General features: G+C 68.5%; 19 protein-coding genes and 2 pseudogenes. 7 read left to right on the top strand and 14 right to left on the bottom strand.

Annotated elements, in window-relative coordinates; genetic code table 11:
* Positions 1-64: 64 nt before the first annotated feature.
* The 3 genes from ACLJK8_RS05345 to ACLJK8_RS05335 all read right to left on the bottom strand — a co-directional run bounded on the left by ACLJK8_RS05345 (position 65) and on the right by ACLJK8_RS05335 (position 3,665).
* Entirely contained in the window at positions 65-583 is a 519-nt protein-coding gene (locus ACLJK8_RS05345; RefSeq protein WP_413149070.1) for a gluconokinase, read from the bottom strand.
* Positions 580-1,956: a GntP family permease gene (locus ACLJK8_RS05340; RefSeq protein ID WP_413149069.1), complete on the bottom strand. Its 1,377-nt coding sequence runs from the start codon at positions 1,954-1,956 to the stop codon at positions 580-582. The genes ACLJK8_RS05345 and ACLJK8_RS05340 overlap by 4 nt, the downstream gene beginning before the upstream one ends.
* Before the next feature lie 209 nt (positions 1,957-2,165).
* The gene (locus ACLJK8_RS05335; RefSeq protein ID WP_413149068.1) at positions 2,166-3,665 is read right to left on the bottom strand and encodes a CoA-acylating methylmalonate-semialdehyde dehydrogenase; all 1,500 of its coding nucleotides are present in this window, start codon (positions 3,663-3,665) and stop codon (positions 2,166-2,168) included.
* Between the two features lie 80 nt (positions 3,666-3,745).
* Between ACLJK8_RS05335 and ACLJK8_RS05330 the strand changes: the two genes are divergently transcribed.
* Positions 3,746-4,669 (top strand): LysR family transcriptional regulator, encoded by a 924-nt coding sequence (locus tag ACLJK8_RS05330; protein ID WP_413149067.1) that lies wholly within the window; start codon positions 3,746-3,748, stop codon positions 4,667-4,669.
* Between the two features lie 12 nt (positions 4,670-4,681).
* Here ACLJK8_RS05330 and ACLJK8_RS05325 read toward each other — a convergent pair whose 3' ends face one another.
* The gene (locus ACLJK8_RS05325) at positions 4,682-5,905 is read right to left on the bottom strand and encodes a glycosyltransferase (RefSeq protein ID WP_413149066.1); all 1,224 of its coding nucleotides are present in this window, start codon (positions 5,903-5,905) and stop codon (positions 4,682-4,684) included.
* Positions 5,906-6,172: 267 nt separating this feature from the next.
* Between ACLJK8_RS05325 and ACLJK8_RS05320 the strand changes: the two genes are divergently transcribed.
* Both ACLJK8_RS05320 and ACLJK8_RS05315 read left to right on the top strand, forming a co-directional pair.
* Positions 6,173-7,780: an alpha-glucosidase gene (locus ACLJK8_RS05320; protein ID WP_413149065.1), complete on the top strand. Its 1,608-nt coding sequence runs from the start codon at positions 6,173-6,175 to the stop codon at positions 7,778-7,780.
* A 116-nt stretch (positions 7,781-7,896) separates the two neighbouring features.
* Positions 7,897-8,574: an excalibur calcium-binding domain-containing protein gene (locus ACLJK8_RS05315; protein ID WP_413149064.1), complete on the top strand. Its 678-nt coding sequence runs from the start codon at positions 7,897-7,899 to the stop codon at positions 8,572-8,574.
* A 236-nt stretch (positions 8,575-8,810) separates the two neighbouring features.
* On the opposite strand, the gene ACLJK8_RS05310 is transcribed toward ACLJK8_RS05315, so the two are convergent.
* From ACLJK8_RS05310 to ACLJK8_RS05280, 7 genes and pseudogenes are all read right to left on the bottom strand, one after another.
* The gene (locus ACLJK8_RS05310; RefSeq protein ID WP_413149063.1) at positions 8,811-9,530 is read right to left on the bottom strand and encodes a sulfate/molybdate ABC transporter ATP-binding protein; all 720 of its coding nucleotides are present in this window, start codon (positions 9,528-9,530) and stop codon (positions 8,811-8,813) included.
* Positions 9,531-9,553: 23 nt separating this feature from the next.
* Positions 9,554-10,453, bottom strand: a complete 900-nt coding sequence (gene cysW / locus ACLJK8_RS05305; RefSeq protein WP_413149062.1) for a sulfate ABC transporter permease subunit CysW — start codon at positions 10,451-10,453, stop codon at positions 9,554-9,556.
* A 32-nt stretch (positions 10,454-10,485) separates the two neighbouring features.
* Positions 10,486-10,773 carry a hypothetical protein gene (locus ACLJK8_RS05300; protein ID WP_413149061.1) on the bottom strand — a complete coding sequence of 96 codons (288 nt, stop codon included), beginning with the start codon at positions 10,771-10,773 and terminating at the stop codon, positions 10,486-10,488.
* Positions 10,766-11,041: pseudogene (locus ACLJK8_RS05295) on the bottom strand (sulfate ABC transporter permease subunit CysT); the annotation flags it as partial. The pseudogene ACLJK8_RS05295 and the gene ACLJK8_RS05300, both read right to left, overlap by 8 nt.
* A gap of 94 nt (positions 11,042-11,135) precedes the next feature.
* A pseudogene (gene cysT, locus ACLJK8_RS05290) lies at positions 11,136-11,732 on the bottom strand (sulfate ABC transporter permease subunit CysT); the annotation flags it as partial.
* A gap of 9 nt (positions 11,733-11,741) precedes the next feature.
* Complete coding sequence (locus ACLJK8_RS05285) at positions 11,742-12,959, bottom strand: sulfate ABC transporter substrate-binding protein (RefSeq protein ID WP_413149060.1); 1,218 nt, start codon at positions 12,957-12,959, stop codon at positions 11,742-11,744.
* 101 nt (positions 12,960-13,060) lie between these two features.
* Positions 13,061-13,522 (bottom strand): RrF2 family transcriptional regulator, encoded by a 462-nt coding sequence (locus ACLJK8_RS05280; RefSeq protein WP_413149059.1) that lies wholly within the window; start codon positions 13,520-13,522, stop codon positions 13,061-13,063.
* 325 nt (positions 13,523-13,847) lie between these two features.
* Between ACLJK8_RS05280 and ACLJK8_RS05275 the strand changes: the two genes are divergently transcribed.
* Positions 13,848-15,020, top strand: coding sequence for an alpha/beta hydrolase family esterase (locus ACLJK8_RS05275; RefSeq protein WP_413149058.1), 1,173 nt, complete (start codon positions 13,848-13,850; stop codon positions 15,018-15,020).
* A 129-nt stretch (positions 15,021-15,149) separates the two neighbouring features.
* Here the strand turns inward: ACLJK8_RS05275 and ACLJK8_RS05270 are convergent, their stop codons facing one another.
* Together ACLJK8_RS05270 and ACLJK8_RS05265 are read right to left on the bottom strand one after the other, a co-directional pair.
* Positions 15,150-16,094, bottom strand: coding sequence for a 2-dehydro-3-deoxygalactonokinase (locus tag ACLJK8_RS05270; protein ID WP_413149057.1), 945 nt, complete (start codon positions 16,092-16,094; stop codon positions 15,150-15,152).
* Between the two features lie 197 nt (positions 16,095-16,291).
* Complete coding sequence (locus tag ACLJK8_RS05265; protein WP_413149056.1) at positions 16,292-16,753, bottom strand: hypothetical protein; 462 nt, start codon at positions 16,751-16,753, stop codon at positions 16,292-16,294.
* Between the two features lie 163 nt (positions 16,754-16,916).
* Between ACLJK8_RS05265 and ACLJK8_RS05260 the strand changes: the two genes are divergently transcribed.
* Positions 16,917-17,342, top strand: a complete 426-nt coding sequence (locus ACLJK8_RS05260) for a SufE family protein (protein WP_413149055.1) — start codon at positions 16,917-16,919, stop codon at positions 17,340-17,342.
* Between the two features lie 3 nt (positions 17,343-17,345).
* Positions 17,346-18,323, top strand: a complete 978-nt coding sequence (bmt, locus tag ACLJK8_RS05255; protein ID WP_413149054.1) for a betaine--homocysteine S-methyltransferase — start codon at positions 17,346-17,348, stop codon at positions 18,321-18,323.
* A 47-nt stretch (positions 18,324-18,370) separates the two neighbouring features.
* On the opposite strand, the gene ACLJK8_RS05250 is transcribed toward bmt, so the two are convergent.
* Positions 18,371-19,462: a PA0069 family radical SAM protein gene (locus tag ACLJK8_RS05250; RefSeq protein WP_413149053.1), complete on the bottom strand. Its 1,092-nt coding sequence runs from the start codon at positions 19,460-19,462 to the stop codon at positions 18,371-18,373.
* Positions 19,463-19,849: 387 nt separating this feature from the next.
* Between ACLJK8_RS05250 and ACLJK8_RS05245 the strand changes: the two genes are divergently transcribed.
* The gene (locus ACLJK8_RS05245; RefSeq protein ID WP_413149052.1) at positions 19,850-21,823 is read left to right on the top strand and encodes a nucleoside hydrolase-like domain-containing protein; all 1,974 of its coding nucleotides are present in this window, start codon (positions 19,850-19,852) and stop codon (positions 21,821-21,823) included.
* The last annotated feature ends 33 nt before the right edge of the window (positions 21,824-21,856 follow it).

Raw genomic sequence — 21,856 nt, 5'->3', positions numbered from 1 at the left:
GCGCCATTCCCGCGTCAGGTCGCCGTGGCGGAACCCGTGACGGATGCCGGAGCCAGACCCCGGGTCAGAGTCCGAAACCCCTGCGCGCCTCGGTGACCATGGCCTCTATGGGGGCGTCGATGTCGACCACGATCCCGCCTTCGTCCGGGGCGAGCGGCTCGAGCGCCGCGAGTTGCGAGTCGAGCAGCGCGGCCGGGAAGAAATGCCCCGGCCGGTCCGAGAGCCGTTCGGCGAGCACCTCCTTCGAGCCATGCGCGTGGAGGAAGCGCACGTCCCGCGCGCCCGACCGCAGGATGTCACGATAGGCCCGTTTCAGCGCCGAACAGCCGACGACGGAGGCCTGCCCGGCCGCGTCGTCCTTCGCGATCTCGGCGGCGAGGGCTTCGAGCCAGGGCCAGCGATCCTCGTCGGTCAGCGGCTCACCCCTGGACATCTTCGCGACATTGGCCGGCGGATGCCAGGAATCGCCCTCGATGAAACGCCAGCCGAGTTCATTCGCCAGCGCCTCGCCGACCGTGGACTTTCCGCTGCCGGAAACCCCCATGACGACGATGTGGATCGCTCCGGTGTTCTCAGTGTTCATAGCAGCCACCAACCGATCAGCGCGATGAGGAAGCCGATCGTTCCAAGCAGGGTTTCCATGACGGTCCAGGTCCTGAGCGTCATCTTCTCATCCATCTCGAGGAACCGTCCCACGAGCCAGAAGCCCGAGTCGTTCACATGGCTGAGCACGGTCGAGCCGCAGGCGATCGCGATCACGAGGAAGCAGTGATCGAAGACGCTGAGCCCCTCGGTCGCCGCCACGGTGGGCGCGAGCAGCCCGGCGGTCGTGGTAAGCGCCACGGTCGCCGAACCCTGCGCCACGCGCAGCGCGGTCGCGATCAGGAAGGCGGCGACGATCAGCGGCAGCCCGACGGAGGAGAGGCTGCTCGCCAGCGCCTGGCCGATGCCGCTGGCGCGCAGCACGCCGCCGAACATGCCGCCCGCGCCGGTCACGAGGATGATGGCGCAGACCGGACCGAGCGCGCCGTCCATGATCTTCTCGATCTCGACCCCGGAGCGGCCCTCTCCGAGCAGCCGCATCGCGACGATCACCGTGATGAGGAGTGCGACCGGCGTCTGGCCGATCATTCGGAGCATGTTGACCCAGGTCGCATCGCCCGAAACGACACCGGCGGTCGCGAGCGTATTGAGTCCGGTATTGAGGAAGATGAGTCCGAGCGGCAGCAGGAGCACGGTCATCACGGTCTTGAAGGTCGGCGGCGGCCCGGCGAGCGCGCCGGCGTCGCCGCCGGTCATGAAGGCCGGCACCGGAAGCACGAAGCGGCGGCCCGCCCAGAGGCCGTAGAGATAGCCGCCAAGAAACCAGGTCGGCAGGCCGATCACCAGGCCGACGAGGACCAGGAGCCCGAGATCGGCGCCGAGCAGGTCGCCCGCGGCGACCGGTCCGGGATGCGGCGGCACGAAGGCGTGCATGACCGCGAAGGCGCCCGCGGCGGGCAGGGCGTAGGTGAGGACCGATCCGCCGAGCCGCGTCGCGATCGAGAAGATGATCGGCAGCATGACGACGAGCCCGGCGTCGAAGAAGATCGGGAAGCCGAAAAGCAGCGAGGCGACTCCGAGCGCGAACGGCGCTCGGCTCTCGCCGAAGACCGAGATCAGCTTGTCGGCGAGTACCTGCGCCCCGCCGGTGACCTGCAGCAGCCGGCCGATCATCGCGCCGAAACCGACCAGGAGCGCGACCGAGGCGAGCGTCGAGCCGAAGCCCGTCATCAGCGTCGGCACGATGTCCTTGAAGGCGACGCCGGTGATGAGCGCGGTCAGCAGGCTCACCAGCGTCAGGGCGACGAAGGCATGCAGCCGGAACCGCAGGATGAGCACGAGCAGGAACGCGACCGCGCCCGCCGCGATGAGTAGCAGTGTAGCCGTGCCGTATGCCGGCGTGATCTCTTCCATCTGTTTCCCCCGATTCCCGCGGCGTGCCGGTTCGTGCCGATGCCGCTCTTTGTCGCACTTTGGCGGAAAGCTCGGCGGAGGCAAGCCGTCAAGCGCCGCCCGCGGGGTCGGTGAAGGTCGGGAATCGGAGTGCCGGAACGCGGTGGCACGAACGGAAAGCGGCCCCGGAACGGTGCTCCGGGGCCGCTGGAATTCGGTTGAGGGAGGGCTCAGCCCATCGTCGGCATGACGAATTCCGACTCCGTCCGCATGCCCGAGGGCCAGCGCGTCGTGATCGTCTTCAGCCGCGTGTAGAAGCGCACGCCTTCCGGCCCGTGCATGTGGTGGTCGCCGAAGAGCGAGGCTTTCCAGCCGCCGAAGGAGTGGAAGGCCATCGGCACCGGGATCGGCACGTTGACGCCCACCATGCCGACCTCGATGTCATGGGCGAAGGCGCGGGCCGAGTCGCCGTCGCGGGTGAAGATCGCGACGCCGTTGCCGTATTCGTGCTTGGCGATCAGGTCGGCCGCCTCGGCGAAGTTCTTGGCGCGGGCGACGCTCAGCACCGGGCCGAAGATCTCTTCCTTCCAGATCGTCATGTCATCGGTCACGCCGTCGAAGAGCGTGCCGCCGATGAAATAGCCGTCCTCGTAGCCCTGCGGCGCCTTGAAGTCACGGCCGTCGATGACGAGCTTCGCGCCTTCCTTCTCGCCCTGGGCAATGTAGCCCTTGATCTTCTCGAGATGCTGCCTCGTCACCACCGGGCCCATGTCGGAAGCGCGGTCCGTGGAGGGGCCGATCTTCAGCGCCTCGATCTGTGGCACCAGCTTCTCGATCAGCTTGTTCGCGGTTTCCTCGCCCACCGGGACGGCGACCGAGATCGCCATGCAGCGCTCGCCCGCGGAGCCGTAGGCCGCGCCCATCAGCGCGCCGACCGCCATGTCGAGATCGGCGTCGGGCATGATGACCATGTGGTTCTTCGCGCCGCCGAGCGCCTGGACGCGCTTCCCGTTCGCTGTGCCGGTCGCGTAGATGTAGCGCGCGATCGGGGTCGAGCCGACGAAGCTCACAGCCTTGACATCGGGGTTGTTGAGGAGCGCGTCGACCGCTTCCTTGTCGCCGTGGACGACGTTGAAGACGCCCGCCGGAAGCCCCGCCTCGGTCAGCAGTTCGGCGAGGATCAGCGACGGGGAGGGGTCACGCTCGGAGGGCTTCAGCACGAAGCAGTTGCCGCAGGCCAGCGCCACGGGGAACATCCACATCGGCACCATGCAGGGGAAGTTGAACGGCGTGATGCCGGCGACGACGCCGAGCGGCTGGCGCATCGAGTGGCTGTCGACGTTGGTGCCGACATTCTCGGTCACTTCGCCCTTCAGGAGATGCGGGATGCCGATGGCGAATTCGACGACTTCGAGGCCGCGGGTCACCTCGCCGAGCGCGTCGTCATGGGTCTTGCCATGCTCCTTCGAGATCGCCTCGGCGAGCCGGTCGGCGTTCTCCTGCAGCAGGAACTTGAACCTGTCGAGGATGCGCGCGCGGCGCAGCGGCGGCGTCTTCGCCCATTTCGGCCAGGCCGCCTTGGCATTCTCCACGACCGCGTCCACCTCGGCCGTGGTCGCGAGCTGGATGCGGCTCTCCGCGGCGCCGGTTGCCGGGTTGAAGACATCTGCGAACCGGCCGGACTTCCCGGCGACGAGCTCTCCGCCAATGTAGTTCAGGATCTCGGTCATGGGGTTCCTCCCTTGAGTTTCTGGTTGGTTAAGTGACATGATTGAAATCGTCACGCAATCGGCTGAAACGCGGAACTGATATGCGCGAAATCAACATCAGGGGCGAGTCCGGCCTGAACTGGGACGACTGCCGGCTGTTTCTCGCGGTGGCGCGCGCCGGGCAGATTCTCGCCGCGGCGCGGGCGCTCGGGCTCAACCAGGCGACGCTCAGCCGCCGGATGGCGGCGCTGGAGGCGGCGGTGGGCGCGAAACTGCTGGTGCGGCGCACCCATGGCTCGGATCTCACCGAGGCGGGGGAGGAACTGCTCGAGACGCTGGAGCGGGTGGAGGCGGAACTCATCGCGCGGCAGGCCCGGCTCAGCGGCGCCGAGGGCGGCGTCGCGGGCGTCGTGCGCGTCGGCGCGCCGGATGGATTCGGCGTGGCACTTCTGGCGCCGAGGCTGTCGCGACTGGCCGAGCGGCATCCCGATCTTCGCATCCAGCTCGTCCCGACGCCCCGCGGTTTCTCGCTCTCCCGGAGGGAAGCCGATATCGCGGTCCTGGTCGGACGGCCTGACCGCGGGCGGCTGATCGCCCGGAAGCTCGTGGACTATAGCCTCGGTCTCTACGCGTCGCGAGACTATCTTGCGCGTCACGCCGAGCCGGCGAGTCTCGCCGATCTCGCGGGGCACAGCCTCGTCGGCTATGTCGAGGATCTCATCACCGTCCCCGCCCTCAACTACGCCTCGGCCTTCCTCAGAAGCTGGCGGTCGCGCTTCGAGATCTCGAGTGCGATCGGACAGGTCGAGGCGGTTCGCGCCGGCGCGGGGATCGGTGTGCTGCACGACTATCTCGCCCGCCCGCATCCCGCGCTCGTCCCCGTGCTGCGCGCGCATCGCGTGACCCGCTCCTACTGGACCGCGATCCACGAGGACCTGCGCGACGTGGCCCGCGTCCGGGTGATGAGCGAATTCCTCACCGAGATCGTGCGCGAGTCGCAACGCGACTTCGGCCCGCCGGAGTGACGGCCGGCGCGGTCAGCCGCGCGCGTCGACCAGATCGGCGAAGAGCCGGGCCTTCTCGGGCCAGAGCTTCGCGATCGAATAATCCGCCGTGATCACCTCCCGCGCCGCTCGGCCGCGTAGCGCGGCGGCGGTCGGTTCGCCGAGGGTTGCGAGGATGCCGGCGCTGATCGTCGCGGGATCGTTCATCCGGACCAGGGTCGCATGCTCGGGGCCGGCGAATTCGCGCACCGGCTCGGTGTCGGAGAGCACGAGCGGGCAGGCGAAGCTCATCGCTTCCAGCATCGACCAGGAGAGAACGAAGGGCACCGTCAGATAGACATGCGCGTTCGACCGGCGCAGCAGCCGACGATAAAGCGGGCGTTCGAGGCGGCCGACGAAATGCACGCGCGCCGGATCGATGTCGTTCTCCCGGAGCGCCTTTTCCTTCCAGTCCACCGCGCGCTGCGACCGCCCGCCATAGGCGACGCGGTTCTCGCCCGCGATCACCACGACGGTCCGGGGATCGGCGGCCAGCACGGCCGGAAGGCTCGCCATGAAGGCCGGAAACCCGCGGTGCGGCTCCATCCCGCGCGTGGCATAGGTCACGACCGGCGCGTCGGTGGCGACGAGCCCGTCGAGGGTCGAGACCCGGTCCGCCGTGTCGGGCGCGTGATACTCGGTGTCGATGCCGTCGTGTCGCACCGTCAGGAGCGGGCGTAGCCGGGGCGGAAACTGCGCTGCCTGGAACCGTGTCGGGCAGAGCGTGGCGTCGGCCGCGGTCAGGTCCATCGCGATGGGCGTGTTGCGCGCGCGCTCCAGCATCGGGCTTTCGAGCGATTCGGGCGGCGGCTCCCCGTTCATTTCGTTGAGATAGAGCACATCCGCGCCGGGCCAGCTGTACCACCATTCGCAATAGGAGACGAAGGCCGCCTCCGGAAACATGTCGCGCGCGAACATCCCCGCGCCCCAGCCGGAATGGGCGACGATAATATCGGGCGCGTAGCCCGCCTCGCGCGCCTTGAGCGCGGCGCGGGCGAAACCCTGCGCGTTGATCGCGGCCTTCTCCATGACCTGGGCATAGGGGTGCGTCTCCTTCGACGGCGCGCGATGCGGCCCGTAGCGCAACACGCGGATGCCGGGCGCCGCCGCCTTCTCCGCGTTGGTCGCGAAGGTCACGTCCCAGCCCTGGCGCGCGAGCCACATGCCCAACACGCCGAACTGCGCAGGGAAATTGTCATGGATGAAGAGGATTCGCATGCCCGCGCCTTGCCGTCTTTCGTCGCGGGCCGAAAATAGAGACCGACGGCCGGGGCGCCAAGGGCCGAAGGCGCGCAGCTTCGGATGCGCCATGCGGGGTGGGGTGGCCGGGCGCCCGCGACGCGCCGTCTCGAATCCTTGAACGGAAAACACCCTGCTCCCTGCCGGAAAGCGCGCCGCGGGGGCTTGCCAAAGCGCTTTGGGGCTGTGACGTTCTGCCACGCGCGGGCGGCCCTCGGGCCGACCCGGATTCACGAGGAGGTCGAGATGCGTGATTGGTGGCGGGGGTCGGTGACCTATCAGATCTATCCCCGGTCGTTTCAGGATTCGAGCGGCGACGGTATCGGCGATCTCCGGGGCATCACCGAGCGGCTGCCCTATGTCGCCGATCTCGGCGTGGATGCGATCTGGCTTTCGCCGATCTTCACCTCGCCGATGGCCGACATGGGCTACGATGTCGCCGACTATACCGACATCGACCCGGTCTTCGGCAGCCTCGCCGATTTCGACGCGATGGTCGAAAAGGCGCATGGCCTCGGGCTCAAGGTCATCATCGACCAGGTGCTGTCGCATTCGTCCTCGAAGCATCCGTTCTTCATCGAGAGCCGCAAGAGCCGGGACAATCCGAAATCCGACTGGTATGTCTGGGCCGATCCCAAGCATGACGGGTCGCCGCCCAACAACTGGCTTGCGATCTTCGGCGGCGGTGCCTGGACCTGGGAGCCCAGGCGGCACCAGTACTATTTCCACAACTTCCTCGCCGAACAGCCGGATTTCAACTTCCACAATCCCGAGGTCCAGGATTGGCTGCTCGGCACGATGCGCTTCTGGCTGGAGCGCGGCGTGGACGGGTTCCGGCTCGACACCGTGAACTTCTATTTCCACGACAAGCTGCTCCGGAGCGATCCCGCCGATTTCCGGCGCAAGGAGAAGCCCGAGTGGAATCCCTATGCGATGCAGTACCATCTGTTCTCGAAGAACCAGCCGGAGAACCTGGCCTTTCTCGCGCGGATGCGGAAGCTGCTCGATGAATTCGACGGCCGGGCGATGGTCGGCGAGGTCGGAGAGTCGCATCATGCGATCGAGATCATGGGCGAATACACGAGCGAGGGGCGGCTGCATCAGGCCTATTCCTTCGAGATGCTGAGCGACAATTTCACGCCCGCGCATTTCCGCCGCCAGATCGAGGATTTCTTCGGCGGGGCGCCGAACGGCTGGCCGTGCTGGGCGCTCTCGAACCACGACGTCGTGCGGCATGTGACGCGCTGGGAGCGGCACAGCGTGGACCGGGAGGCGCTGGCGAAACAGGGGGCGGCGCTGCTGCTCACGCTCCAGGGGTCGATCTGCGTCTATCAGGGCGAGGAACTTGGCCAGACCGAGACCGAGCTCGAATATTTCGAACTGACCGATCCGCAGGGGCTGAACTTCTGGCCCGAGGACAAGGGCCGCGACGGCTGCCGCACGCCGATGGTCTGGGACGGCGGCAATGCGAGCAGCGGTTTCTCGACCGGGCGCCCGTGGCTTCCGATCAAGGAGCCGCAGGCGGGGCGGCACGCCGCCGGGCAGATCGGCGACCCGGAGTCCGTGCTCGAAACCTACCGGACGCTGCTGAGGCTCCGGAAGGAGAACGAGACGCTCAGGACGGGCGGCACGGTCTTCTTCGACACGGCCGAACCGGTGCTCGCCTACGTGCGCGGCGGCGAGTTCCTCTGCGTCTTCAACCTGTCGCCGGAGATCGTCGAGGTGAAGGTGACCGGCGCCGGCCTCGCCGCCTTCGAACAGGGCGTGGAGCGCGACGGCGAGCGGATGAAGCTCCATGCGAATGGCGTCGCGATCCTCGCCATCGAGGGCGAGGCGGCGGTCAGCGACGCCTGAGCATTCGCGCGGCGTCCTTCAGCCGCGCGAAACCGAATCCGCCGGAACGCATTGACGAATCGGTCAGGCGTTCCGCACCGTCGCAGCCAGCGCTTGTTCGCGCTCGGGAGTTTGTCATGCGCGGTCTCGCCAGCGGCGTTCTTTGCTCTTTGCTGCTCGCCGGCTGCGCGCCCTCGGCGCCGCCGGTGGACCCTAGGCTGTCGGCGCTCTCGGACGCCTACGCGGCGGAATCGAACGAAACGCTCTGGAAACGGCAGGCGACCACCGCCGATTCGCGGGAACTGATGATGGTCGAGGCCGAGCTTGGCACCCGCGGGCAGCTCGCCGATGCCAATGGCCGCTATCTCGGCTCCCGCACCGCCGCCGGCGTCGGCATGACGCTCTATTCCCGTCCGGCGCCGACGAATGTCCAGCGGAACTGCGGCGATTTTCCGAGCGCGGCGGCGGCGCAGCGCGCCTTCCTCACGAGCGGCGGACCGGGGCTCGATCCCGACAACCTCGACGGCGACGGCGACGGCTATGCCTGCGGCTGGGGCACGCAGATCCTGTCGGTCAGCAACCGCTATCAGGACCAGCCCGGCGCCGCCCCGCGATCGCTCGCGCCGCTCCGCGTCGAGCGGTCGCCCGCTCCGGCCGTGACGCGTGTCGCCGCGACCCGCGCTCCGGTCATCGCGACGCGATCGGGGGGCGGTTCCTATGGTGCCGCGCGGACCTACCATCGCGGACCGAGGGGCGGCTGCTTTTACTACGCGGCGACTTCCAAGGTCTATGTGGACCGCGATCTCTGCGGTTGAGGGCATCCCCACCGCGGCGCGGTTCGGGGGGACTGGAGCGGCTCCCATGCCCCGACCGGAACGCCCACTCGATCTGCTCCAGGCGCTGCGCCGACATCGCCACCCGGCGTGACCTCGACTTCGGACGCGGCTTCCGCGCGCTCGACCCGGACGGCCAACGGCCTCGGGTCAACGCGCTCGCCGGCTGACGCGCCCGGGCGCCACGCGGCGCGGAGTTCAGATCCGCGGCCATGCGCTCAGCTGTCGACGAACTCCGCGACGAAGGGCGTCGCCGGCCGCGAGCGGATATCCTGGGGCGTGCCGACCTGCTCGATGCGGCCCATGCTCATCACCACGACCAGATCGGCGAGTTGCATCGCTTCCTCCTGGTCGTGCGTGACGAAGATCGTCGTCAGGCCGGTCTGGTCGTGGATCTCGCGCAGGCCGCCGCGCAACTCGCGGCGGACGCGTGCGTCGAGCGCGCCGAAGGGCTCGTCGAGGAGCAGCATCCGGGGCTCGATCGCGAGCGCGCGGGCGAGCGCCACGCGCTGCCGCTGGCCGCCCGAGAGCTGCGCCGGATAGCGCCGGGCGATGTCGGGAAGCTGGATCATTTCGAGCAGCCGGTGAACCCGCCGGTCGATCTCCGCCTCGGTCGGGCGCGTGCGCCTCGGCCGGGCGCGGAGGCCATAGGCGATATTCTCGAAGACCGTCATGTGCTTGAAGAGCGCGTAATGCTGGAAGACGAAGCCGGCGCGGCGCTCCTGCACCGTGAGCCCCGTCGCGTCCTGACCGTCGAAGAGCACCCGGCCCGAGTTCGGATATTCGAGACCGCCGAGAATGCGGAGCAGCGTCGTCTTGCCGGAACCGGAGGGGCCGAGCAGCGAGACCAGCGCGCCCGAGGGGATCGACAGGCTGACGGGAAGCAGCGCGGTCGTGGCGCCGAATTCCTTGGCCAGTTCCTCGATTTCGATGTTCATGGGAACTCCTTTGGACCTGGGACTCAGTGGCGGTGGCTGGCGGCGAGCTGGTCCGCGAACCGCCATTCGAGGATCGATTTGGCCGTCAGGGTGACGAGGCCGAGCGTGGCGAGCAAGGCGGCCATGGTGAAGGCCGCGACGGTCATGTATTCGTTGTAGGACATCTCGATCATCAGGGGCATGGTGATGCTCTCGCCGCGCACCTTGCCGGAGATCACCGCGACGGCGCCGAATTCCCCCATTGCCCGCGCGTTGCAGAGCAGCACGCCATAGAGCAGCGCCCATTTGATGTTCGGCAGCGTCACCGTCCGGAACGCGCGCCAGCCCGAGGCGCCGAGGGTGAGGGCGGCTTCCTCCTCCGCGCGGCCCTGCTCCTGCATCACCGGGATGAGCTCGCGGGCGACGAAGGGGAAGGTCACGAACATCGTGGCGAGGATGATGCCCGGCACGGCGAAGACGACCTGCATCCCATGCGCGACCAGCCAGCCGCCGAACGCTGTGCCCGAGCCGAAGAGCAGCACGAAGCAGAGGCCGGCCACGACCGGGGAGACCGAGAACGGCAGGTCGATGAGCGTGATGAGGAAGGCTTTGCCGCGGAAATCGAACTTCGCGATCATCCAGGCGGCGGCGACGCCGAAGACGGCGTTCATCGGCACCGCCACGACCGCGGTCAGAAGCGTGAGATAGATCGCATGGCGCGCATCCGCGTTCTGGAGCGAGGCGATCGCCTCGGCGAAACCGTCGCCGAGCGCCTGCCGGAACACCTCGTAGAGCGGCAGGAACAGCAGCAGCGTCAGCATCCCGAGCACGCCGAGAACGAGTGCGACGCGGAACCATACGGGTTCGGTCGTCACCTCGCGGCTCCGGAGAGCGCGGCCGGTGGAGTTCGGGGACGCGCTGGCGAGGGCGGTGTCCGCGGGCATGGTGCCGGTCTCCTTGTTGTATCTGGTGGCTGTCAGGGGGTCAGGAGCGCGGCGGGCCGGCGCAGCCGCGCGGCGATCCGCACGAGCCTGGGCCGGAGCGGACGCGCCGCCTGGACCGCCGCGACACCGCCGAGCGTTACCGTTCCGGTCGCGGCATAGGCGCCGGCCGCGACGACGAGCCCGCCTCCGGCGAGCAGCGCGCCGCCGCCGCCGAGGATCGCGCCGCCGAGGCCGGAGGCCATCGCCGCGACGGCGATCTGCGACCCCTGGGCGCCGTGATGGGTTGAGGCGCGGTCATGTGTTGAGGAGTGATCAGGCATTGCCAAACCTCGCTCGGCTCAGAACCTGGATGAGATTGATGACGAGCAGCATGAAGAAGGAGATGCAGAGCATCGCGAGCGCGATGGCGATCGCACCGTCATAGTCGAATTCCTCGAGCCGGATCACGATCAGGAGCGGCGCGATCTCGGTCTGGTAGGGGAGATTGCCGGCGATGAAGATCACCGACCCGTATTCGCCGACCGCTCGCGCGAGGCCGAGCGCGAAGCCCGTCAGCAGCGCGGGCGTCAGCATCGGCAGGATCACGCGGCGGAAGGTGCGGAGGNCCCCCCCCCCCCCCCCCCCCCCCCCCCCCCCCCCCCCCCCCCCCCCCCCCCCCCCCCCCCCCCCCGAAGCCCGTCAGCAGCGCGGGCGTCAGCATCGGCAGGATCACGCGGCGGAAGGTGCGGAGGCGATAGGCGCCGAGCGTCGCCGAGGCCTCCTCGACCTCGCGGTCGATCTCCTCGATCACAGGCTGGACCGTGCGCACGACGAAGGGAAGGCTGACGAAGACGAGCGCGATCCAGATGCCGAGCCCGGTATAGGCCACCCTTATCCCGAGATCCTGCAGGAACCCGCCGAGCATCCCGTTCGGCGCGTAAAGCGTCGTGAGCGAGATGCCCGCGACCGCCGTCGGCAGCGCGAAGGGCAGGTCGACGGCCGCGTCGACGAGCCTGCGGCCGGGGAAGTCGTAGCGCACGAGCACCCAGGCGATCGCGAGACCGAGCACGAGGTTGAAGAGCGCCGCGAGGAAGGCGAGCCGGAAGGAGAGCCAGAGCGCGGAGAGGACGCGCTCCGTGCCGACGGTGGCGAGAATGTCCGCGAGCCCGATATCCGCCCCCCGCGCGATCAGGGCCGCGATCGGGATCAGCACGATCAGCGAGAGCATGGCGAAGGTGATCCCCGCCGACAGGCCGAAGCCCGGCATCGGCGAGGGGGAGCGAAGAGTGAGGCCGCGCATTCGGGTTCCTTACCTCGGCTTGTAGATCTGGTCGAAGGTACCGCCGTCGCCGAAGTGCTCCGGCTGCACCTTGCTCCAGCCACCGAAATCCTCGATCGAGACGAGGTCAACCTCGGGGAAGCGCTCGATGTCCGCCGCCTCGGCTTCCGAGGTGTCCCAGGCGCGGAAATAGTGCTTCAGCGCGATGGCCTGGGCCTCGGGGCTGTAGAGCCAGGAGAGATATTCCTCCGCCGCCTTGCCCTGTTCCTCGGAATGGATGTTGCCGGGGACGAGCGCGACCGAGGGCTCCGCGCGGATCGAGACCGAGGGCACGACGATGTCGAACTGATCCTCGCCGATCTCGTTCAGCGCGAGGAAGGCCTCGTTCTCCCAGGCGAGAAGCACGTCGCCGATCCCGCGCTGGGCGAAGGTCGTCGTCGCGCCGCGCGCGCCGGTGTCGAGCACGGGCACATGGGCGAAGAGCTCGCCCAGGTATTCGCGGATCTTCGTCTCGTCCTTGTCGAAGGCCCGGTCGGCATAGGCCCAGGCCGCGAGATAGTTCCAGCGCGCGCCGCCCGAGGTCTTCGGGTTCGGAGTGATGACTTCGACGCCGTCCTTCACGAGATCGTCCCAGTCATTGAGTTCCTTCGGATTGCCCTCTCGCACCAGGAAGACGATGGTCGAGGTATAGGGCGCCGAGTTGTGCGGCAGTTTCTCCTGCCAGTCCACGGGAATCTTGCCCGACTTCTCGGCGATCGCGCTGATGTCGGAGGCGAGCGCGAGCGTCACCACCTGCGCGTCGAGCCCGTCGATCACCGCGCGGGCCTGCGATCCCGAACCGCCGTGCGAGGCGGAGATCTCGATGGGCGCGTTGCCCGCTTCCTCCCAGTGCTTCTGGAAGGCGGCGTTGTACTCGCGATAAAGTTCCCGGGTCGGATCATAGGACACGTTGAGCAGCGACTGGGCATTCGCGGCGGCGGCGCCGACCAGCGCCGCGCCGGCCAGAAGCGTCGCGGTCAGCCCGGCGGCCCAGCGGGAGCGCGGTCGGCGGGTCGCGCCGTCCGCGCTCCGCGCTCCGGCCCTCCGTACATCGGCCCCCCGTACATCGGTCCACCGGGTGGACGCGTCGGTCGGATGCGCGAGGTGCAGCGTTCCATAGACATCGAAAAGCGCGACATAGGCTTCCGTCCCGGTCCATGCCGCGGGCTGCGAAGCGACGCGGTCGGCCGCGGGGTAAGAGCTGTGCATTCCTGCCTCCAGATCAATTCCCGGCAATCACGACAGGTTTCATCGTGATAATCAAGAATTAAAATCCAAGGCCCCGGGGGAAACCCGTGTCTCGTTAGATTTCAGGGGATTATGTCGAGTTCCGGAGTCGATTCCAGCAGCGAATCATCGCGCATCAGATCGGTCAAGGTCAGGGATTCGACCATCAGCAGATAGGCGGAATAGAGGTCGCCGAATACCTTGCGGATCCGGCAGGTCGCCTCGTCCTCGCAATCCTCGCAGCGTTGATAGGCCCGGCGCGAGAGGCAGGGCAGCGGCGCGATCGGCCCGTCGATCATGCGCAGAACCTCGCTGACCGAGATGCTCTCGGGCGCCTTGATCAGCATGTAGCCGCCGTCGCGGCCGCGGCGGCTGCCGATCACTCCAGCGTTACGGATGTCGATGAGGATGTGTTCGAGGAAGCGTTTCGGCGTGTTCGATCGGTTGGCGATTTCCTCGATCCGCAGCGATGATCCGCCCCGCGCCTGTTCCTCGGCGAGGGTGATGAGCGCCTTGATCGCGTATTTCGTCTTTTGCGAAATCATCGCAAGCACTTAGTCGATGCGGGATCGTCAATCAAGACGCGATGCGGGCGCGCGCCTCGGGTCGCGCCCCGGGGGGTAGTCACGAGGATGATCACGAGGATGATCACGCGGGCGATGACGGCGGTGGTGACGGGGCCAATCATGGGGCGACCTTTGTCTTGATCACGCGGAATCATCTTCAATCATGCGGAAACCACCCCATATTGTCGCCGGGGTGGATCGAATTGGCCATGTGCATGTCCGTGACGTAAGTTCGCGCGACATGAAGCCGGAGTCAGCGAGAGGCGATCAACGCCCGGCCGGACACGGGGACTAGGAGAGGCGAATGAGCAGCGACCTTGTGGCGAACGAGGCGGGGGCCGGTTCCGCGCCGAGGGGTCCGGCCGCCGCGCCGAAGCGGATCCTCACGAGCACGGAGGCCGGCGCGTTGACGGATGATGAGAAAACGGGCTTCGGCGGCGCGATGCGCACCGCCGCGGACGCGGTCGCGGGGCCGGTCGAACGCGCGGGCCGGACCTTGCGCGAGGCGGTGCGGCTCCTGCGCGAGGCGCGTCCGCCACTCTGGTCCGGTCTCGTCGGCGACGCGCCGTCGGATCTGGAGCCGGAGATCGCCGAGGGCGCGCGGTTCGAGAAGCGCGAGTTCAGTTCCGACGCGGGCGGGCGCGACTACCGGCTCTATGTGCCGAGCCCGGCCGCCGGGACGCCGCGCGCGCTGATCCTGATGCTGCACGGCTGCAAGCAGAATTCCGAGGATTTCGCCATCGGGACCGGCATGAACGACCAGGCGGAGGCCGAGGGGCTGGTCCTCGTCTATCCCCGCCAGCCATCGGCGCGGAACGCCTCCTCCTGCTGGAACTGGTTCCGCGCGTCGGATCAGGGGCGCGACGAGGGCGAGCCAGCGATCCTCGCCGGGATGACCCGCGCGGTGGCCGAGGAATTCGGCATTCCGCCGGAGCGGATCTTCGTCGCGGGGCTCTCCGCGGGGGGCTCGATGGCGGCGATCCTGGCGGAGACCTATCCCGATCTCTTCGCCGCCGCCGGCATCCATTCCGGCGTTCCGACCGGTGTCGCGAAGGATCTGTCCTCCGCGCTGGCCGCCATGCGTGGGAAGGCGTCGCCGGAGGCGGTTCCGGACGAGTCTTCCGATGGGTCCCCGGGCGGTTCCGCGGCCGAATCTCTGGCCGGAGCTTCGGGGCCGACCGGGCGGCGGATCGTCTTTCACGGGATCGAGGATGACGTCGTGCATTCCGCGAATGCCGGACGCCTGCTGCCCGCGGCGATCCGCGCCGCGCCGCGTCAGGTCGGCCGCACCGAGGGCGGCCGCGTCTATCACCGGCTCGCGCTCGAGAGTGGCGACGGGCGGCCGGAGTCCGAACTCTGGCTGATCGAGGGCGCCGGCCACGCCTGGTCCGGCGGGCGGAGCCCGGGGTCCTTCACCGATCCGGCGGGACCGGATGCCTCGGCGGAAATGGTCCGATTCTTCCTCGGACGGCCGTGAAGCAGGCTGAATTGCTGACCATCCGACGCGGGGTGATACGAGACTCGGCGCGGGCGGGGTACGCGATCGAGCCGCCCGCGTTTGAACTCTCGCGCGGGGAGGCCCGAGCCATGCGGCGAGGGGGGGCTCTCAGCCCTGCGTGCCGGTCGCGCGCGTGGCGAGCAGATCGGCCCGCGCGGCGCCGAGCCCCGCGATCACCAGGTCGGTCGGATCATGGCGCCTCGGCGACAGCCCGCAGCTCGCAAGTGCGCGCGCATAGCTGGTCGCGAGCTCGCTCTCGCCCACGAGCACGATGTCACGGCCGAGCCAGTAGGGCTTCGACCCGCTGATCTCGATCCCGACGAGCAACCCGGAGAGACGTGCCCGCGACTCGCCCGGGGAGAGATCCATGAGAAGCGCCTCGGCGCGGATGCCGAAGAGCTTGCGCGCGACCTGTTCCGGCATCGCGAGCGATTCCTCGACCGCCATGTCGAAGGCTGCGTCCGACCAGCCGCCCTCGTCCATCGTGTAATGCAGGACCGAGGAGGCCGACAGCAGCCCGAACAGTTCGCCGGTCATGAAGGTCGCGAAGCTCACGACCTCGCCGGCGCTGATATGCACCCATTTCGTATGCGTGCCGGGCAGGCAGACCACGCCATCGAACTTCGACTCGCGCGCGATGAGGCCCGCCATCAGCGTTTCCTCGCCGCGCATCACGTCGGGGGGCTTGTCCTGACGCATGCCGGGCAGGACGTGGACGCGGATGCCGTCATCGGCCACCGGCGCCTCGACGAGCGGCAGGCCGCCTCTCGGCGGGGCCGGGACGGTGGCGTAGGGCGTCTCGACCCAGCCCTGGCGCGCGCCGGCCATGCCGCAGACGAAAACATCGGTGACGCGCGTCAGATCGAGCCAGCCGAGCACGGTGTCGAGCAGCGCGGGCTCGAACCGGTCGGGTGTGAGCGTCGAGGTTCCCGCCTCGGATTCCGCCTCGGCCAGCACCTGGTTCTCAGGCCCGACCGCCCAGGCGCGCATATGCGTCGGTCCCCAGAAGACGGCGATCCAGTCCGCGGCCGTCCATTCGCTCGAAGGTGTCATGCGGCGACGCGGCTCCTGAACGCTGCGGTACAAGCGGCGAACGCGTACCACGAGGCTCGGCCGGAGGGCAACAAATGTCCTGACGATGACTCGCGGCGGACCGGTCAGCCTTTCCCGGATGGAGCGCGCCGGGCGTCATCCGCCCCTCGGGATCGGGCGTACTGCGCCGGGCAGCGTCGCCAGCCTCCGCCGGGGCGCTATCGCGGCAGCGGCACGGTTACCGAATTCGGGCTGCCGACCACGCGGAAGGCCCGCACGTCGCGGAGCGTCACGTTTTGGACGAAGAGCGCGGCGGTCAGCCTGCGGGTCTGGGGCGCCCCGGTCGCCTGCGGCGTCGTCGGCGACAGGGCGGTGAAGCGGACCGTCAGCGTCCCGCTCGCATCCGGCTCCGGCCCCGCCTCGCCGACGTCGAGCACCGCGGCGTAGTAGCCTTGGGTCGGTGTGATCGATTCCGCGCGCAGGATCACCCCGTGCAGCGCGCGTTCCGCGACCGCGGAACTTACGGGCACAGCGACCGGATCGTAGGCGCCCTCCGGAGCGTCGTCGCCGAGGGTGTAGGTGCCGGTCTGCGAGCCCTCCCGCCCGAGGAAGGACGGCATCTCGAAGGAGCAGCCGGAAAGCGCCGCGAGCGCGAGAAGACAGATTGGACCGCGCCGCATCGAAGCTCCGTCGGTAGAAAACCCGGTCAAAGGGATAGACGCCGCCGCCGGGGTTTGGAAGGGCAAATGCGGGGATGCCCATGCCAACGCCCGGCTGGCACTGGAACTCGGCGCGGTGGGCACGTAAATCTGGAGAGCGCATGCACGAAGGACCCCGTACGCCGTGGCCACCGACCGTTTCGAAGAGATCGCCGCCGACTTCTCCTTTCTCGACGAATGGGAGGACCGCTACCGCTATGTGATCGATCTCGGCAAGGCGATGCCACCGCTCGACGACGCGCTGCGCGTACCCGCGACCAGGGTCGAGGGCTGCGCCAGCCAGGTCTGGATCGCGCCACGCTTCGAGGGGGAGGGGCCGGGCGCCCGGTTCGACTTCCAGGGCGATTCCGATGCGATGATCGTTCACGGGCTGATCGCGGTGCTGCACGCGCTTTACGCCGGTCTGACGCCCCCCCAGATGCTCGAGGTCAACGCGCAGGCGGAGCTCGGGCGGCTCGGGCTCGATTCCCATCTCTCCTCGCAGCGGTCGAACGGGCTCCGTGCCATGGTGGCGCGAATCCGGGAGATCGCCGAGACGGCGGCGGCCTGACCGATGACGGGAGCGTTCCGCCAGCTTCTCGAAACCCGCGACTGGCTCCTCGCGGACGGGGCGGTCGGGACGAATCTCTTCCGGATGGGACTCGAGGCCGGTGAGGCGCCGGAGCTCTGGAACGTGACCGAACCCGGCCGGGTCCGCGCGCTGCACGAGGGCTGGGTCGGGGCGGGGTGCGATATCTTCCTCACCAACAGTTTCGGCGCCAATGCCAGCCGGCTCGCCCGGCACGACGCCGAGGGGAGGGTGTCCGAGCTCAACCGCACCGCCGCCGGGATCGCGCGCGAGGTTGCCGACGCCGCCGGCCGGCCGGTCGCCGTCGGCGGCTCGATCGGCCCGACCGGCGAGGTCGTGGGCCCCGGCGGCCCGCTCGATCCCTCGGCGGCTCAGGCGATGTTCGAGGAACAGGCGCGCGGGCTCCGGGAGGGTGGGGCGGATCTGCTCTGGATCGAGACCTTCTCGGCGCCGGCGGAATTCGAGGCGGCGGTTCGCGCGGCGGTCTCGGTCGGCCTGCCCTGGTGCGGCACGATGAGCTTCGACACCAACGAACGCACCATGGGCGGGCTCGATGTCGCGGGCTTCGCGGCGCTGGTCGCGGCACTGCCCGCGCCGCCCCTCGCCTTCGGCGCCAATTGCGGTGTCGGCGCCTCCGACCTGGTGCGGAGCCTCGTCGGTCTCGCCGGGGCGGCGCCGGGGGCCGCGCTCATCGCCAAGGCGAACGCCGGTGTGCCGAAATTCGTGTCCGGCCGCATCGTCTACGACGGCACGCCGGAACTCATGGCGCGCTACGCGGTGCTGGCCCGTGACGCCGGCGCCCGCGTGATCGGCGGATGCTGCGGCTCGACACCCGCGCATCTCGGCGCGATGCGCGTGGCACTCGAGAAACGGCCCAGGGGGCCGCGGCCCGATCTCGCGACGATCACCGGGGCGCTCGGGCCGCTGTCGCCGGCTGATACCGACCCCGGCGTCGGTTCTTGAGCCGGATCAATCCTCGGCTCGCGTGAGGATCGATCCTCCACCGCCGCTCAGAACAGCGACAACTGTTCCGGGCCGTCACGGGGCACCCGGAACAGATCCCGGCGCAGCGGAGGCCACGGCCGGTCGAGCCCGAGACGGCGGCTCGCCACCTTGAAGCGCCGGGCGATCAGCGCCGCGACCGGCCCTTCGCCCGTCATCCGCCGACCCCATTCGGGATCGTAGTCCCGGCCGCCGTGGATCTGTCGGACGAGGCCCATCACCTTGCGCGCGCGGTCCGGGAAGGCCTCCTCCAGCCAGTCGCGGAAGATCGGCCCGACTTCGCGCGGCAGCCGCAGTACGATATAGCCGGCCGAGCGCGCCCCGGCATCCTTCGCGGCGGCGAGCAGCCGTTCCATCTCCATGTCGTTGAGCCCGGGGATCACCGGCCCGAGCGAGACCCAGACCGGGCAACCGGCGGCGGCGAGCGTCCGGATCGCGCCGAGGCGCGTCGCGGGCGCGGCGGCCCGGGGTTCCATCGCGCGGGCGAGCGCGGGATCGAGCGTGGTCAGCGAGACCCCCGCCGTCGCGAGCCCCGCCGCGCCCATCTCGCCCAGGATGTCGGCGTCGCGGGTGATGAGCGCGCCCTTGGTCAGGATCGTGACCGGATGGTTGAAGTCGCGCAGCACGGTGAGGATCGCGCGGGTGATGCCGAGCTTCTTCTCCACCGGCTGATACGGATCGGTATTGGTGCCGATCGCGATCGGCGCGCAGCTGTAGCCCTTGCGCGACAGCTCGCGCGCAAGCTGTTCGGCGGCGTTCGGTTTCGCGGTCAACCGGGTCTCGAAATCGAGCCCGGGAGAGAGGCCGAGAAAGGCGTGGCTCGGTCTCGCGAAGCAATAGACGCAGCCATGTTCGCATCCGCGGTAGGGATTGATCGACCGGTCGAAGGCGAGATCGGGCGATGTGTTGCGCGTCAGGATCGAGCGCGCCCGCTCCATCGCGATCTCGGTCCGGATCGGTGGCAACGGGTCTTCCGCGATGTCCCAGCCGTCGTCGAATCGGACATGGGCGTAGCGCTCGAATCGGCCGTCGCGATTGCTCGCCGCGCCGCGTGCGCGGCGCTGGCCCTTTTCGATTCTGTCCGATTCGTCCCCGATCATGCACGATACTATGGAACAAAATAAGAACATTGAACAGTGTGTACGAAAATGTCCCGCAGGCGATCTCATTCGGAGGGCGAAGACAATTTAGTAACAATCTGAAATACAACTTGTTCGCATGGCCGCCGCGCCCGCCGGGCGAAAGGGTCGCGGTCCGGGGGCGGTTGACAGGCGTAATGCGCTTCGGGCTAATCGAAACACGAACAATGCGCGCGTCAAGCGCCGAGAGAAAAAGATGGCCAAGCCAATGGCTTCCGTCAAAAATCTTCCATAAATCCCGAGGCCGGGCAGGCGTCTCGGGGGTGTCTCCGGCTGTCCGGTGCGTCCCCATGAAATCAATATCAGGCTCCGGTCTCCGCGCGCGGCGGCCGGGCACAGAGAGGGACCATGGTCAGAGTTCTGATCTCCACCGATCTCGGCGGATACGACAACGACGACGCGCAATCGATGATTCATGCGCTGCTCTATGCCAACGACGTGGACTATCGCGGTTTCGTCATGACGCGCACGCTGGATGGCGGCTCGGTGGGGGGCAGGAGGACCAGCGGCGCGACGATGTTGCGCGAGATGCTGGACGCCTACGAGGATGACCTTCCCAACCTGCGCCAGCATGATTCGAGCTATCCCTCGGCCGCGTCGCTGCGCTCGAAGATCTTCGAGGGAAGCTATGACGGCGGTTGGCCGGGCACGCTGTCACGCGGCGCGCAGCACATCGTCTCGCAGGCGCGAGCGGCATCCGAGGGCGATCCGCTCTACATTCTCGCCTGGGGTCCGATCCACGATGTCGCGGCCGCGCTGCTCTCGGCGCCGGATATCGTGCCGAAGGTCCGGCTCTACTCGCTGGCCGCGTATGGACAGGATTCGGCCAACCCGGCCGCCTATAACGCGCTGGTGAACGCGGTCCGCAACAATCCCGACTACGACGATCTGTGGTGGATCAACGCCGAGTCGACGATGCGCGGCATCTATGTCGATCAGAACGGCGACCGGCATCGCGGGATCGCGAACAACCTGCCCTGGGTGCAGGAGAACATCGCCGGCCATGGCGAGCTGGGCAAGCTGTTTCGCGAGAAATACACCTACGATCTCTCGACGAGCCGGAGCGGAGCGTCCTCGCCGGACGGGTTGAAGATGGGCGACACCCCGTCGCTGCTTTACCTGCTCGACAATGCCAACAACAACGCGCCCACGACCGCCAACAGCTGGGGCGGCCGCTTCCGTGACTGGGACATCGGCGACAACACCTATACCGACCGGACGGAAGCCTCGCTCCGGATGGGCAACTGGGACGGTGCCCGCACGGTCTACAACAACCGGCCCGAGATCTACGACGACTTCGCCGAGCGCATGGACTGGGCGGCGGGCAATGGCGGCGGCGGCAACGGTGGCGGTGGTAACGGCGGCGGCACCGGTGGCGGCGATGACGGCGGCACTGGCGGCGGTACCGGCGGCGGAAACGGGAACCTCCCCGGCATCGGCACCGGCCGGACCGAGGCCGAGTCGCTCAGCCTGGACGGCTACCGCGTCGCCCCCTCCCGCCAGGGCTCGTCGCAGCTCGTGGAGACATATGCGAGCTCCGGCGGCGACGGCACGGCGGAGGGGACCTTCACCGGCGCGACCGGCAACTATCAGGTCTCGGTCCGCTACTTCGACGAGAACGACGGGCGGTCCACCTTCAATCTCTATGTGGACGGCCAGCGCGCCGCCTCCTGGCAGGCGGACGACAACGACAACGCCTTCCACACCGAGACCCGGACCGTCCGCATCGAGCGCGGCGACACGATCACGGTCGAGGGCAACCAGCACTCCGGCGAATGGGCGCGTTGGGATAACCTGACCATTCAGAGCGGGACGGGCCAGAGCGGTTCGGGCCAGAGCGGGACGGGCTCATCGAGCGGCGGAACCTCGGGCGGCGGAAGTTCGAGCGGCGGAAGCGGTTCGGGCGCGACCATCGGCATCGGCCGGACGCAGGCGGAGTCGCTGGATCTCGACGGCTACCGCGCCGTCACGCGCGGCTCCGTGGAGCTCGTGGAAACCTATCGCAGCGGCGGCGGCCAGGGGACGGCGGAAGGAACCTTCACCGGACCCACGGGCACCTACGCGGTCTCCGTGCGCTATTTCGACGAGAATGACGGCAACTCGACCTTCCGGCTCTTCGTGGATGACGAGCTTGTCTCGTCCTGGACCGCCTCGGGCAATCAGGACAGCTATGCGACCGCGACGGACACGGTGCGGATCGAGCAAGGAGACACGATCAGGATCGAAGGCAACCAGCATTCCGGCGAATGGGCCCGTTGGGACCACCTGACCGTGCAGAGTACGTCGGCGATGGCGGCCGCGGACACGTTCGACCTGATCTGACGGAGCCGGCGCGCGGGGCCAGCGGCCTCGCGC

Origin of the sequence: Amaricoccus sp. W119, from assembly GCF_047275745.1 — a bacterium.
GTDB lineage: Bacteria > Pseudomonadota > Alphaproteobacteria > Rhodobacterales > Rhodobacteraceae > Amaricoccus.
The sequence above is the reverse complement of the archived record's forward strand: the minus strand, read 5'-3'. Positions and strand labels throughout refer to the sequence as shown.

Coding starts and splice junctions, on each gene's coding strand:
- ACLJK8_RS05345 (WP_413149070.1), bottom strand. CDS start 583: ATGAACACTGAGAACACCGGAGCGATCCACATCGTCGTCATGGGGGTT.
- ACLJK8_RS05340 (WP_413149069.1), bottom strand. CDS start 1,956: ATGGAAGAGATCACGCCGGCATACGGCACGGCTACACTGCTACTCATC.
- ACLJK8_RS05335 (WP_413149068.1), bottom strand. CDS start 3,665: ATGACCGAGATCCTGAACTACATTGGCGGAGAGCTCGTCGCCGGGAAG.
- ACLJK8_RS05330 (WP_413149067.1), top strand. CDS start 3,746: ATGCGCGAAATCAACATCAGGGGCGAGTCCGGCCTGAACTGGGACGAC.
- ACLJK8_RS05325 (WP_413149066.1), bottom strand. CDS start 5,905: ATGCGAATCCTCTTCATCCATGACAATTTCCCTGCGCAGTTCGGCGTG.
- ACLJK8_RS05320 (WP_413149065.1), top strand. CDS start 6,173: ATGCGTGATTGGTGGCGGGGGTCGGTGACCTATCAGATCTATCCCCGG.
- ACLJK8_RS05315 (WP_413149064.1), top strand. CDS start 7,897: ATGCGCGGTCTCGCCAGCGGCGTTCTTTGCTCTTTGCTGCTCGCCGGC.
- ACLJK8_RS05310 (WP_413149063.1), bottom strand. CDS start 9,530: ATGAACATCGAAATCGAGGAACTGGCCAAGGAATTCGGCGCCACGACC.
- cysW (WP_413149062.1), bottom strand. CDS start 10,453: ATGCCCGCGGACACCGCCCTCGCCAGCGCGTCCCCGAACTCCACCGGC.
- ACLJK8_RS05300 (WP_413149061.1), bottom strand. CDS start 10,773: ATGCCTGATCACTCCTCAACACATGACCGCGCCTCAACCCATCACGGC.
- ACLJK8_RS05285 (WP_413149060.1), bottom strand. CDS start 12,959: ATGCACAGCTCTTACCCCGCGGCCGACCGCGTCGCTTCGCAGCCCGCG.
- ACLJK8_RS05280 (WP_413149059.1), bottom strand. CDS start 13,522: ATGATTTCGCAAAAGACGAAATACGCGATCAAGGCGCTCATCACCCTC.
- ACLJK8_RS05275 (WP_413149058.1), top strand. CDS start 13,848: ATGAGCAGCGACCTTGTGGCGAACGAGGCGGGGGCCGGTTCCGCGCCG.
- ACLJK8_RS05270 (WP_413149057.1), bottom strand. CDS start 16,094: ATGACACCTTCGAGCGAATGGACGGCCGCGGACTGGATCGCCGTCTTC.
- ACLJK8_RS05265 (WP_413149056.1), bottom strand. CDS start 16,753: ATGCGGCGCGGTCCAATCTGTCTTCTCGCGCTCGCGGCGCTTTCCGGC.
- bmt (WP_413149054.1), top strand. CDS start 17,346: ATGACGGGAGCGTTCCGCCAGCTTCTCGAAACCCGCGACTGGCTCCTC.
- ACLJK8_RS05250 (WP_413149053.1), bottom strand. CDS start 19,462: ATGATCGGGGACGAATCGGACAGAATCGAAAAGGGCCAGCGCCGCGCA.
- ACLJK8_RS05245 (WP_413149052.1), top strand. CDS start 19,850: ATGGTCAGAGTTCTGATCTCCACCGATCTCGGCGGATACGACAACGAC.